Below are 11,722 nucleotides of genomic sequence, written 5' to 3'. Positions count from 1 at the left end.
TAATGGAAAATATCAATTTGCAGCTCTACTCCTTCGGACATGACTGCAACCTCTCCGCCGTTGAGAAGATCAAATGCGCGGCCGAGATGGGTTATTCCGGGGTGGAGTTTGCCCAGGACTATAAGGACGTGCCCGTTGAGGTCATCAAGAAAGCTCTCAGTGAGGCCGGCATAAAGGCCGTCTCTGCCCATGTTCCCTTTGAGATGATGGGCGAGCATCTCCCCTATCTGGCGGAGCTGGGCGTGAAGTTCGTTGCCTGCCCCATGACCTCCTTCTGCGACGCGGAGGAGGCCAAGGAGGTGGCCGCCGAGCTCAACAAGTGGGGCAATGAAGCCAAGAAATACGGCATCACCATTGGCTACCACAACCACACCCAGGAGTTCAACAAGGACCAGGACAAGTACCTCTACGACTGGGTCATTGAGAACACCGACCCCGAGACCGTGGCCTTTGAGATAGACTGCGGCTGGGCCTCCGCTGCGGGCATTGACCCGGTGGAGTACATCAACCAGCACGCCGGGCGTATCGCCGCCATCCACATCAAGGAGAACGGCGCGGTCATTGGTCCGGACAAGGCCAGTTCCCGGAAGAATCCGCCCGAGTGGCCCAAGTTCGAGCTGGACGAGGACGGCAAGCCCATCTTCCCCCCTGAGTTCATCAAGATGATGCAGGAGCGGGACAAGCTCAACGTCCCCACCGGCAGCGGCATTGTGGACTGGAGGACCGTTAAGGCGGCCGCCGACGCTCAGCGCGACGGAGTTATCTACGTTGTGGAGCGCGAGGCCAGCTATGATGGCAAGAGCCGTATCGATTGCCTGAAGGAGGACGTGGCTTGGCTGAAGGCTAACGTGTAAAATTTCGCAATATGGGACCCTCCGTAAATGCGGAGGGTCTTTTGTTTTGGAGATAATAATTCCTTTACGGAATTATAAATTCGATAAGAATGTGTATACTATAAAATACAAACGGTATACCCTTATCTATACAAAAGGAGCTCACACATGAACCGCCTTCTCTGCATATTATTTAGCATATTACTCCTCGCCGGTCTCTCCGCCTGCTCCGGCGGCTACCAGTCCGGCATGGAGTTCACATACGCGCTGCCCCAGAACGTGGACACGCTGGACCCCCAGACCGCCTCCCGCCAGTCCTCCTTCCAAGTCATCGGCTCCATCTTCCAGGGACTATGCGGCATCGACGATCAGGGGGAGGTGGTCCCCGGCGCGGCCCGCAAGTGGGACGTGAACGAGGACAGCACCCAGTTCACCTTCCACCTGTACGGCGACGCCAAGTGGAGCAATGGCGCGCCGGTTACCGCCGACGACTTCCTCTTTGCCATACAACGGGCCCTGCGCCCGGAGACGGCCACCCCCTCGGTGGACGACCTGTTCGTTATCCAGGGGGCCCGCGCCGTATATAACGGCGAAGCGGACCAGGAATTCCTGGGGGTATGGGCCCAGGACGAGCACACCCTGGTGGTGAACCTGGAGCGCAGCTACCCGGACTTTCCCGCTCTTACCGCCGGCACCCACTATATGCCCTGCAACAGGGAATTTTTCGAGGAAAGCTCCGGCCACTACGGCCTTTCGGCGGAGTATCTTATAACCAACGGTCCCTTTACCTTTGAGAGCATATATTCCTGGAGCACAGACCCCGGCAAGCGACAGATAACCCTTGTGCCCTCTGATAACTACCGGGCCCGGGACAATGTCCAGCCGGGGAGCCTGACCTACCTTATCGATTATGACAATTCCATTACCGCCGATCCTATCACCTCGCTTATGGAGGGAAAGATAGACATCACCACCCTCCCGGAAACCGCCGCCGAGGAGGCCGCGAATAACGGCTGCGGGGTGCAGGTTCTGGACGACGCGGTGACCGGCCTGCTGTTCAATGCCGACGCCGGCATATTGAAGTACCCCCAGGCCCGTGAAATATTTACAAAGCTCATAGACCGCCAGAACCTTCTGGACCGGCGCATGGACAAAAACAGCCAGGAGGCCCTGGGTATCATGCCCAACTGCGTGCACTGGAACGGCGGGGACTACTACACCGGCGGCATACCCATGTTCACCCAGCAGGACAACACCATAACAGAGACTCTCCTGCCCTCGCTGCTTACCCTCAGCGGCGACAGCCGTATGCCAAACATCACCATTATCTGCCCAAACGACGAGGAATCCATCAATATTGCCAACGGCCTGCTGGTGTCCTGGAACGACGCCCTGGGCAGCGCCTATAATATCGAGCCCCTGGACGACGCCGCCTTCCAGTCCCGCATTGCCAGCGGAGAATACCAGGCGGCCCTCTATACCCTGCGCGCCGGGGGCACCACCCCCTATCAAGTGCTCAAGGCCTTTGAGAGCAGCTCCACGCCCTCCCTATACAGGGACACAGGGTATGACAGCCAGCTGCATTCCCTGACCTTTGAGCTGTCCGCTTACCAGGAGCTGGAGGAATATTTGCAGAAGCACTATGTCTTCTATCCCCTGTTCAGCGACAAAACCTACTACGTCAGCAGCCCCAAAAGCCAGGGCATCTCCGCTTCCCCGGACCTGCTAATAAATTTCTCCCGGGCGAAGAAGTCGGAGTAAGGGAGGCAGAGCATGAGGAATAAGTCCCTTCGTCTTGAGGAATCCATGAGCTTCGACCCCAGCCCCGAGGACAGTATCCCGGAACTGCAGGCCGGGTCCCGGCGGCCGAGGAGCGGTAAGCTCATGCGGGCGGCGTTAAGTGTTGCCATAAGCCGGGAGCTCACCCCTAGGCAGAGGGAGTGCGTCGAGCTGTACTTTACGGAGCGCATGACTATGGAGGAAATAGGCAGGAAACTGGGCATCGGCAAATCCACGGTCTATAAGCACTTAAAAACCGCTAAGGCGCGTATACGACGGGTCCTGGACTATGCCGAGGCCTTTCAGGCGGCCATGGACGAGGAAATCGACGAATAGAAAAACGCCCCTGCCGCATGGCGGGGCGTTTTTTATTCTCAGGTGCGTTTCCAGGCAAGGGGTACGAACAGCATTATCATGGGGAAAAGCTCTAATCTTCCCGCCAGCATATCGAAGGTGAGAACCAGCTTGCTGTGCCAGGAGAAGGCTGAAAAGCTCCCCATGGGCCCCACCATGTCAAGCCCCGGCCCGATATTATTCAGGCACGCTATCACCGCCGTGGCGTTTGTCTCAAGGGAAAACTCGTCCAGGGCTATCAGAAAGACGGAGAGCACCATTATGGCCATATACAGCGCCAGATAGCTGTGGGTGTTCTGCACCACCTCTTCACCCACCGTCTGGCCGTCCATATGCACCTGGGATACGGAGCGGGGCCGGAGCATCCGCTTTACGTTGCGCCGCCCTGCTTTCATCAAAAGCAGCACCCGCGCCACTTTAATGCCCCCGCCGGTGGAGCCGGCACAGGCTCCCACGAACATCAGCAGCACCAATAAGGTCTTCGAGAGGGCGGGCCACTGATTGAAGTCGGCGGTGGCGAAGCCCGTGGTGGTCATGATGGACGAAACCTGAAAAGCCGCCTGGTGCAGGGCCTCGCCAATATTCACGTATTGTGGCAGAATATCAAAGGCGATTATGAGAATACCCCCCAGCATTATCCCAAGGTACAAAAGCAGCTCCTGGTTCTTTAAAACCTTCATAAACTGCCGCAGAAGCAGCAGATAGAAAATGCTGAAGTTCACCCCGAACAGGGCCATAAACACCGTGCAGACCCCCTGTAGGTAATGGCTGTAGCCCATCAGGCTGTCCGCTTTTATGCCAAAGCCGCCGGTGCCCGCCGTGCCGAAGGCGGTGGTGACGCTGTCGAAAAGGGGCATCCCGCCCAAAAGCAGCAGAACTATCTGCAACAGTGTAAGGCCGATATATATGGCATAGAGTATCTTTGCGCTGTCCTGAAGCTTCGGCACCAGCTTGTCCACCTGAGGTCCGGGACTCTCGGCGCGCATCACGTGCAGAAGGGAGTTCTTTCCCTTCCCCATGGGTATCACCGCCAAAAGGAACACCAGCACACCCATGCCCCCCAGCCAGTGGGTAAAACTGCGCCAGTATAAGAGCCCCATGGGCATGGCCTCTATGTCTGTGAGTATGCTGGCCCCGGTGGTGGTAAAGCCCGAGACCGTCTCGAAAAGGCAGTCGATATAGCTTGGCACCGCCCCGCTTATGTAGAAGGGCAGGGCCCCTATGAGGGACACCACCACCCAGCACAGGGCCACACTGAGAAAGCCCTCCCGGGCGCTTATCTGCTTGTCCCTGGGAGGCAGCAGAAAGGAGGTAAGGCTCAAAAGCGCTGATATGACTATGGTGGCCGCCGTGCCTATCACCGCCCCGGTCTCCCCGCTAAAAAAGGAGATAAGCAGGCTTGGCAGCAGGCAGACCGCCTCCACCCTCAGGATATAGCAGATAAGCCGCAGAATCATCCGGTAATTCACAGAAGCGCCCCCTTTAGTCCAGGAAGATGTCCCGCAGATCCTTTATGGCCCTGTCTGCGGTGGAGACGATTATCACCGAGTCCCCGGCCTCTATGCAGTCGCCGCCGCTGGGGATTATGGTACGGCTGCGGCGGTTTATGCAGGCGATAAGGGTACCGGGCTTCAGCCGAAGCTTATAGAGGGGCTGGCCCAAATGTGGGGTGCCCCGGCCCACCTGGAACTCCAGGGCGTCCACCTTGTCCTCCACGATGCGGTGCAGGGTGGTCACGGTGCCGCCGCTGCGGTTGCCCATGGCGCGGACATACCGCATGATGTCCGTGGTGCAAAGGTCCTTGGGGCTCACGGCGCAGTCAATGCCCTTGTCCACCAACACCTCGTTGAACTCGGTGCGGTTTATCTTGGTTATCACCTTATAGGTGCCCAGGAAGTTTGCGTACATGGAGATTATCAGGTTCTCCTCGTCGAAGTCCGTAAGAGTCACAACGGCGTCGGTCTTAGCAAGACCTTCGGTGTCAAGGATATTCCTGTCGGAGCCGTCGGCGTTTATAATCGTGGCCTTTGGAAGGTTTTCCGAGAGCTCCACGCACCTGGCCGGGTCCTTCTCGATAAGCTTCACGTCCACACCGGACCTTAAAAGCTCCGCCGCCAGATAGAAGCCTATGCGGCTGCCGCCGATTATCATCACGTCCCTGATCTTCCGCTGGGTAACGCCCATATTGCGTATGAGCTTCGCAAGGGTGGAGCTGGAGGCGGTCACGTGGAGCCTGTCCCCCTTTTGCAGCTGGAAATTGCCGTCGGGGATATACACCTCGCTGCCCCGCTGTACGGCGCAGACCAGCACCTTTACCTTCACCTTCTTGTCAAAGTCCATGAGCTTGCATCCGTCCAAAAAGCTGTCCGGCGAGAGCTCCACCTCCACTATCTCCACCCTTCCCTTGGCAAAGGAGTCCCGGCGCAAAAACGAGGGGAACTGCAAGAGGCGGTATATCTCGCTGGCGGTGGCAAGCTCCGGGTTTATCATCATGGAGAGCCCCAGGTCCTCCTTCCAGTCGTATAGCTGGCTGAAATACTCCTGGTTCCTGACCCGGGCGATGGTGTGGGCGCAGCCCAGCTTGTGGGCGGTTATGCAGCACAAAAGGTTCGTCTCGTCCATGGAGGTGGCGGCGATAAGCAGGTCGCTGCCGCCCACATTGGCCTGGTTCTGGGTGGTGATGGTGGCGCCGTTGCCATGGACCACGTTTATGTCCAGGGACTGCTGGGCCTCCTCCAGGACCAGCTTGTTGTTGTCAATGACCACCACATCGTGGCCCTCCTTTGCAAGCTGCACCGTAAGGGCCGAGCCCACCTTGCCGTCGCCGGCGATAACGATTCTCATTTATTTGACCTTCCCTGATTTCATGATATGGGCGGCTGTAAAAGCCGCCGCACATATACTATCACAAACCGGGCTATACTGCAATACCTATTTTTTTAAGCTCCGAGGTGCAGTGGGAGCAGCAAATGGGCCTTCATCATGTTATCCCACACTTCCCGCCCAAAAGCAAGCCCATCTGTAACAGGTTTGTACCTTCTGAATATTGTAGTAAGGAGCCATACTAATTCTACGAAATCAGGAGCTGATTGACATATGTTACCTACCCTCTCAAGCCTCTCCCCCGGCCAGTCCGCCAGAGTGCGGGGCCTGCTTCCGGGCTGCCCCATGTACCGCCGCTTTCAGGACCTGGGGCTTATTGAGGGCACCCTTGTCAGGTGCCTTATGAAAAGCCCACTGGGGGACCCCAAGGCCTATCTTATCCGTGGCGCCGTCATAGCCCTAAGAAAGTCCGACAGCGATACCGTCACAGTGGACCCTGCCGCCGACGCTGTCCCCTTTATGCCGACGGAACAGGCGGTGCCCCATGGAGCAGTCTAACGCCGTCCCGGGCGGGCTGGCGATAAAAAAGCGGGAGGATTCCGACCGGGTCATAGCCCTCTGCGGCAACCCAAATGTGGGCAAAAGCACTATTTTTAATGCGCTTACCAATTTGCATCAGCATACGGGGAATTGGCCCGGCAAGACCGTCGCCAACGCCCAGGGCTACTGCCGGCACAAAGAGCGGGGGTACCTCCTGGTGGACCTGCCGGGGTGCTACTCCCTACAGGCCCACTCCGCCGAGGAGGAGGCCGCCAGGGACTTCCTCCTCTCCGGCAGCCCGGACTGCACCGTGGCCGTCTGCGACGCCACCTGTCTTGAGCGCAACATGAACCTGGTGCTCCAGGTGCTGGAACTGACCCCCAACCTTATCGTCTGTGTGAACCTGTTGGACGAGGCAAAGCGCAAGGGGGTTCGAGTGGACCTTGCTAAACTCAGCGAACTGCTGGGGACGCCGGTAGTCGGGGCCTCAGCCCGGGACGGCAAGGGCCTTAGTGAACTGATGGACGAGGTGGAAAAGCTCTGTCATGAGCCAAAGCCTCCCAGGGAGCTGCCGGAAACGGACCCGGAGATGCGCGTCCACCAGGCCCAGTGGATATCGGAGGCCGCCGTCAGCCTCGAGCCCCAAAACCGCTCCATATCCCGGGACAGGAAACTGGACCGCATACTCACAAGCCCCCTCACAGGCTTTCCCATTATGCTCCTCCTGCTGCTGGGGATATTTTGGCTGACCATCACCGGGGCGAACTACCCCTCCGCCCTTCTCAGCGAGGGCCTGTTCTGGCTGGGGGACCGTATCCGCGACCGCTTCATATACCTGGGCTCGCCGGAGTGGCTCACGGGCCTTGTGTGCGACGGTATGTACCGGACCCTCTCATGGGTGGTGGCGGTCATGCTGCCGCCAATGGCCATCTTCTTCCCGCTGTTCACCCTCTTAGAAGACTTCGGCTATCTGCCCCGGGTGGCCTTTAACCTGGACAGGTGCTTTAAAAGCTGCGGGGCCTGCGGCAAGCAGGCGCTGACCACCTGCATGGGCTTCGGCTGCAACGCGGCAGGGGTGGTGGGCTGCCGCATAATCGACTCCCCCCGGGAGCGCCTTATCGCCATGCTCACTAACAATTTCGTCCCCTGTAACGGCCGTCTGCCCATGCTCATTTCACTTATCACCATGTTCTTTGTTGGCGCCGCCGGAGGCCTTGGGGCGTCCGTGCTCTCCTCGGCCATGCTGGTGGGACTCATAGCCCTGGGCCTGCTCATGACCCTGGCCGTCTCAAAATTCCTGTCTGCTACACTTCTAAAGGGTGTGCCCAGCTCCTTCACACTGGAGCTGCCCCCTTACCGCCGCCCACAGCTGGGCAAGGTGATAGTCCGCTCCATCTTCGACCGCACCCTGTTCGTGCTGGGGCGGGCGGCGTCGGTGGCGGCCCCGGCGGGGCTTATTATCTGGCTGCTGGCAAATATTCATGCGGGCGGCGATACCCTGCTGGCCCACTGTGCCGGCTTTTTGGACCCCTTCGCCCGGGTGTTCGGGCTGGACGGGGTGATACTGCTGGCCTTTATCCTGGGGCTTCCAGCCAACGAGATAGTGATACCCCTGATAATTATGGCCTACCTGTCCCAAGGAAGTCTTGTGGAGCTCTCGGACCTCACGGCCCTGCGGTCCCTGCTTATAGACAACGGCTGGACCTGGGTGACGGCCCTTTGCGTAATGGTGTTCTCTCTTATGCACTGGCCCTGCTCCACCACCTGCCTGACAATAAAGAAAGAGAGCGGAAGCTGGAAATGGACAGCCGCCGCTGTGGCAATACCCACTGTATGCGGGCTTATATTGTGCTTCCTGATAGCTAACGCCTGCCGTCTGCTGGGAATAGGCTAGTCCACAGTAACGTAAGGCGCAAGCCCTTCATAGGCGGCCTCCCCGATGCCCTTAACCTCCGCCAACTCCTCCGGGGCTATGAAGCCGCCGTAGGCCTCACGATAGTCAATAATACGCTGGGCCAGCGCCGGGCCTATCCCCGGCAGCTGGTCCAGTTCCTCTATGTCCGCAGTATTTATGTTGATCAGCAGCGGCTCCTCCTCCGTCCGGCTGCCGCTCCCTATGCCGGGCCGTTCCGTGGGTATGAGCAGCCCAGATGTTTCTGGTGTTATGTCAACTGCATTGCCCTTCGGGTCAAAATACTCCCTGGAGATATTGTATATATCCGCCTCATACCGCGTTGGCATCTGTATAAGGCATACGACTATAATTGCCGCCATGATAACCTTCAGCCCCAGCTTTGCCCGGGGCCTCATTTCCTACTGCCCCGCCTGGACTCGGCCAGCAGGCCGGAGACCTCCTCCTTCGTCAGCTCCCGGTATTTCCCCTGTGGCAGCAGGGAGAGCCGCACCGGCCCGACGGCGGTGCGCTTCAGCCTTGCCACCTCCAGCCCCAGGAACTCGCACATCCGGCGTATCTCCCGGTTGCGCCCCTCATACAGCACTATCTCCACCACCGCCCGGCCGGGCTGCTGCTCCAGCACCCGGGCCTTTGCCGGGGCGGTCCTGCGGCCGTCCAACTCTATGCCGGTGCTGAGCTTTATAAGCTGCTCCTCACTTATCCCCGGCCGCAGGGTCACCCTATAGGTCTTTGCCACGTGGGTACTGGGGTGGGCCACTGCGTTGGCAAAGCCGCCGTCGTTGGTCATCAGCAGCAGACCCTCCGAGTCCTTGTCCAGCCGCCCCACGGGGTATACCCGCCCGGGCACGTCCTTTACAAGCTCCGCCACACACTTCCTCCCCCGCTCGTCCTCCATGGTGGTGACAAAGCCTCGGGGCTTGTGCAGGGCCAGGTACAGCTTCTTTTCCGGACCCGGGCCTATGCGCTCTCCGTCCACGGCGATAATGTCCTTTCCGGACCTTGCGCTGTCCCCAAGCTTTACGGGCCGTCCGTTCACAGTGACCCGGCCCTCCCGAATAAGCTGCTCCGCCCTCCTGCGGGAAGAGATTCCCGCCTGTGCCAGCAGCTTCTGCACCCTTTCAAGCTGTGCCAAAGTCCTCCCCTCCTTTTCACGTCATAATATTATGAAAACTTCCCGATCTTATGTCAATTAAATATCTCATCAAAAAAGTCTGTGACCTTCTCCCAGAAGCCGCGCTCCGGCATTACCAGCGCCCCGGCCTCCTCTGCCGCGATAATGGGCACGCTGTATATCTCCTCGCCACCCATCAGGTACTGCACCCGGCCCACCTTTTCCCCGGCCCGAACCGGCGCGTACAGGAATTTCGGCAGGAGCACACGGCTCTCCACCTCCTGGGCCTGCTCTATGGGCAGGGTCATATTTAGCTTTTGGCCCATGCGCAGCCCTATCCCCTGTTTATCCGACCCCGCCACAGGCAGTGTCTCCGGCAGGGCCTCCCCGCCCATCTGCACGGTCTTCACGGTCTCAAAGCCATAGTCGAACATTGCCATATGGTCGTCCCAGTCGTCCGGGGCGTTCAGGGTCACGGCTATAAGCGTGGTGCCGTCCCTTCTCGCCGCCGACACCAAAGTGCGTCCAGCCTTCTTGGTGAAGCCGGTCTTTATTCCTATGCAGCCGTCATATATGCGCAGGAGCTTGTTATGGTTCGTATAGCTCACCTTCTGCTCCGGCTCCATAAACTCCACCTGCAAGGTGGAGCTCCCCGCTATCCTTGCGAACTCCTCATTCCCCATGGCCTCCCGGCCCAAGAGGGCCATATCATAGGCGGTGGAATAGTGCTCCTCGTCGTCCAGCCCCGAGGGCGTGACAAAGTTGGTCTCCGTCATTCCTATCTCCCGGGCCCTAGTGTTCATAAGCTCCGCAAAGCCCTCCTGGCTTCCCCCAAGGTACAGCGCCGCCGCGTTGGCCGCGTCGTTACCAGAGGCCAAAAGCATACCCGAGGTAAGGTTCGTAAGGGTCAGCCTGTTACCCGCCTGCAATCCCATAGACGAGCCCTCTACCCGCACCATCTCCTCGGTGACGTCTATGACCGGGTCCCCAGAGCGCTCTGCCTCCTCCAAAGTCAGCAGCGCGGTCATTATCTTGGTGGTGCTGGCCATGGCCAGCCGCTCGTGGGCGTTCTTCTCAAAGATAACCGTGCCGTCGTCCCCGGAGATAAGTATGGCGCTCTGGGCCGAAACTCCCGGCTCAGAGGCCGCCTTTGCTGTGGGTAAGGGCAGCAGAATCAGCGCCGCCAGCAGGACTAAAATTTTCTTCATACGCACACCCGCCTCTCCCCAAAGCATATGCGGACAGGCGATAGGTTATTCGGCGGGTTTCTCCTCAGTCTCCGCCGCGGCCCGGGCCGGTTCCTGCACAGTCTCGCCGGCTTCCTTCTCCTTCTTGAACAGCGACCCCAGCATATCCGCGATATCGGGTATCTTCTCCAGGGCCCTGTCCACCGGGCTGAAGTAGGGCTCTATCTGTATCACCCGCACATTCCCGTTGTGTATGGACAAAAAGGCCACCGGGCTCACGGTCACCCCTCCCCCGCTGCCGCCGGCAAAGAGCCCCCCCGACGGCTGGGATTTACTGGGCAGATCCGAGCCCCCCGCCGCAAAACCGTAGTTTACCCGGGAAATGGGTATCACTGTGGTGCCCTCCGGGGTGGTTATGGGGTCGCCCACCACGGTGTTCACGTCCACCATCTCCTTGATCTTGTCCATGCTCACGCCCAAGAGGCCGTTCACGTTATTTGCGCTCATCTTTCTTCCTCCTTTCAGAAAGCTGTCTATAATATTTTCTTCAGCGGCTTTAAGCTTTTCAGTGCCAGCCGCAGGCCCTCCATGACCACAAAAAACGGCAGTATGGATATCTCCGCCGAGAAGTCCACCAGGTTTTCCCAAAGCTCATAGTCCAGGTCCACCGTCACGCCCTTCCTCTCACAGGGCAGCAGCGTGAACAGCGCCCCGCAGGCTGGATATACTCCGGCGGATATCTTGCCGTAGAGCTCCGCTCCAGCCGCCGCGTCCCCCGCCCCGGCTACACATAAGTATAGGTCAAATCGCCTGAGCTTAAGCCTTTTCATTATTCCCGCCGAGGCCTGGCCCAGCAGCTTTATCAGTTCGCCCAAAGCCTGCAAAAAGCCGCCCAGCCCCTCCCTTTTCAGCGCGGCCTTTATCTTGCCAATGAACCCAGGCTTGTCCTTGGGCTTTTCCTCCTTTTCTTCGGGCTCCTCAGGCTCCTCCTTTGGCTCTCCCGGTAGCAGCGGCACACGAAAGAAAAGGTACTTCACCGCCAGCTCAAATTTGCCCTTAAACCGAAGCTCTGCCCGCACGGGTATCAGGGTCAGCAGCAGCACAAGCAGCAAAAGACCGCCTATTATGCCCAGTATCACGTATAATACTGTCAGAAGCACTGTCAGAAATACCGGCATCA

Annotated in this window: 12 protein-coding genes; 5 read left to right on the top strand and 7 right to left on the bottom strand. The window is 58.8% G+C overall.

The window, feature by feature from the left end:
• Positions 1-2 precede the first annotated feature (2 nt).
• The 3 genes from ADH66_RS04475 to ADH66_RS04465 all read left to right on the top strand — a co-directional run bounded on the left by ADH66_RS04475 (position 3) and on the right by ADH66_RS04465 (position 2,948).
• Complete coding sequence (locus ADH66_RS04475; protein ID WP_066535169.1) at positions 3-854, top strand: sugar phosphate isomerase/epimerase family protein; 852 nt, start codon at positions 3-5, stop codon at positions 852-854.
• 147 nt (positions 855-1,001) lie between these two features.
• Positions 1,002-2,594 carry a peptide ABC transporter substrate-binding protein gene (locus tag ADH66_RS04470; protein WP_066535171.1) on the top strand — a complete coding sequence of 531 codons (1,593 nt, stop codon included), beginning with the start codon at positions 1,002-1,004 and terminating at the stop codon, positions 2,592-2,594.
• 12 nt (positions 2,595-2,606) lie between these two features.
• Positions 2,607-2,948 carry an RNA polymerase sigma factor gene (locus ADH66_RS04465; protein WP_084384247.1) on the top strand — a complete coding sequence of 114 codons (342 nt, stop codon included), beginning with the start codon at positions 2,607-2,609 and terminating at the stop codon, positions 2,946-2,948.
• 38 nt (positions 2,949-2,986) lie between these two features.
• Here ADH66_RS04465 and ADH66_RS04460 read toward each other — a convergent pair whose 3' ends face one another.
• Together ADH66_RS04460 and trkA are read right to left on the bottom strand one after the other, a co-directional pair.
• The gene (locus ADH66_RS04460) at positions 2,987-4,435 is read right to left on the bottom strand and encodes a TrkH family potassium uptake protein (RefSeq protein WP_066535173.1); all 1,449 of its coding nucleotides are present in this window, start codon (positions 4,433-4,435) and stop codon (positions 2,987-2,989) included.
• Positions 4,436-4,448: 13 nt separating this feature from the next.
• Positions 4,449-5,810, bottom strand: a complete 1,362-nt coding sequence (gene trkA, locus ADH66_RS04455) for a Trk system potassium transporter TrkA (protein WP_066535175.1) — start codon at positions 5,808-5,810, stop codon at positions 4,449-4,451.
• Positions 5,811-6,062: 252 nt separating this feature from the next.
• Here trkA and ADH66_RS04450 point away from each other — a divergent pair, with 252 nt between their 5' ends.
• Both ADH66_RS04450 and feoB read left to right on the top strand, forming a co-directional pair.
• Complete coding sequence (locus ADH66_RS04450) at positions 6,063-6,347, top strand: FeoA family protein (RefSeq protein WP_066535179.1); 285 nt, start codon at positions 6,063-6,065, stop codon at positions 6,345-6,347.
• Positions 6,334-8,223 carry a ferrous iron transporter B gene (gene feoB / locus ADH66_RS04445; RefSeq protein WP_066535183.1) on the top strand — a complete coding sequence of 630 codons (1,890 nt, stop codon included), beginning with the start codon at positions 6,334-6,336 and terminating at the stop codon, positions 8,221-8,223. Before ADH66_RS04450 ends, feoB begins: the two co-directional genes overlap by 14 nt.
• Here feoB and ADH66_RS21605 read toward each other — a convergent pair.
• From ADH66_RS21605 to ADH66_RS04420, 5 genes are read right to left on the bottom strand one after another with little or no spacing between them, the layout of a single operon-like run.
• A complete protein-coding gene (locus ADH66_RS21605) occupies positions 8,220-8,639 on the bottom strand; it encodes a ComEA family DNA-binding protein (RefSeq protein WP_066535185.1) in 420 nt (139 codons plus the stop codon). The genes feoB and ADH66_RS21605 overlap by 4 nt on opposite strands.
• Positions 8,636-9,376 (bottom strand): pseudouridine synthase, encoded by a 741-nt coding sequence (locus tag ADH66_RS04435; protein WP_066535189.1) that lies wholly within the window; start codon positions 9,374-9,376, stop codon positions 8,636-8,638. Before ADH66_RS04435 ends, ADH66_RS21605 begins: the two co-directional genes overlap by 4 nt.
• A 53-nt stretch (positions 9,377-9,429) precedes the next feature.
• Complete coding sequence (locus ADH66_RS04430; RefSeq protein ID WP_236757183.1) at positions 9,430-10,563, bottom strand: D-alanyl-D-alanine carboxypeptidase family protein; 1,134 nt, start codon at positions 10,561-10,563, stop codon at positions 9,430-9,432.
• A 45-nt stretch (positions 10,564-10,608) separates the two neighbouring features.
• Entirely contained in the window at positions 10,609-11,049 is a 441-nt protein-coding gene (gene ytfJ / locus ADH66_RS04425) for a GerW family sporulation protein (RefSeq protein ID WP_066535198.1), read from the bottom strand.
• A 26-nt stretch (positions 11,050-11,075) separates the two neighbouring features.
• Positions 11,076-11,720 carry a hypothetical protein gene (locus ADH66_RS04420; RefSeq protein ID WP_066535199.1) on the bottom strand — a complete coding sequence of 215 codons (645 nt, stop codon included), beginning with the start codon at positions 11,718-11,720 and terminating at the stop codon, positions 11,076-11,078.
• Between the last annotated feature and the right edge of the window lie 2 nt (positions 11,721-11,722).

Origin of the sequence: Acutalibacter muris (assembly GCF_002201475.1) — a bacterium.
GTDB classification, from domain to species: Bacteria; Bacillota; Clostridia; order Oscillospirales; family Acutalibacteraceae; genus Acutalibacter; species Acutalibacter muris.
This window is presented reverse-complemented; position numbering and strand designations above follow the sequence as displayed.

What these genes read in the sequence shown, in the direction of transcription:
- ADH66_RS21605 (WP_066535185.1), bottom strand. Translation starts at nt 8,639, where the DNA reads ATGAGGCCCCGGGCAAAGCTGGGGCTGAAGGTTATCATGGCGGCAATT.
- ADH66_RS04470 (WP_066535171.1), top strand. Translation starts at nt 1,002, where the DNA reads ATGAACCGCCTTCTCTGCATATTATTTAGCATATTACTCCTCGCCGGT.
- ADH66_RS04450 (WP_066535179.1), top strand. Translation starts at nt 6,063, where the DNA reads ATGTTACCTACCCTCTCAAGCCTCTCCCCCGGCCAGTCCGCCAGAGTG.
- feoB (WP_066535183.1), top strand. Translation starts at nt 6,334, where the DNA reads ATGGAGCAGTCTAACGCCGTCCCGGGCGGGCTGGCGATAAAAAAGCGG.
- ADH66_RS04420 (WP_066535199.1), bottom strand. Translation starts at nt 11,720, where the DNA reads ATGCCGGTATTTCTGACAGTGCTTCTGACAGTATTATACGTGATACTG.
- ADH66_RS04475 (WP_066535169.1), top strand. Translation starts at nt 3, where the DNA reads ATGGAAAATATCAATTTGCAGCTCTACTCCTTCGGACATGACTGCAAC.
- ADH66_RS04430 (WP_236757183.1), bottom strand. Translation starts at nt 10,563, where the DNA reads ATGAAGAAAATTTTAGTCCTGCTGGCGGCGCTGATTCTGCTGCCCTTA.
- ytfJ (WP_066535198.1), bottom strand. Translation starts at nt 11,049, where the DNA reads ATGAGCGCAAATAACGTGAACGGCCTCTTGGGCGTGAGCATGGACAAG.
- trkA (WP_066535175.1), bottom strand. Translation starts at nt 5,810, where the DNA reads ATGAGAATCGTTATCGCCGGCGACGGCAAGGTGGGCTCGGCCCTTACG.
- ADH66_RS04465 (WP_084384247.1), top strand. Translation starts at nt 2,607, where the DNA reads ATGAGGAATAAGTCCCTTCGTCTTGAGGAATCCATGAGCTTCGACCCC.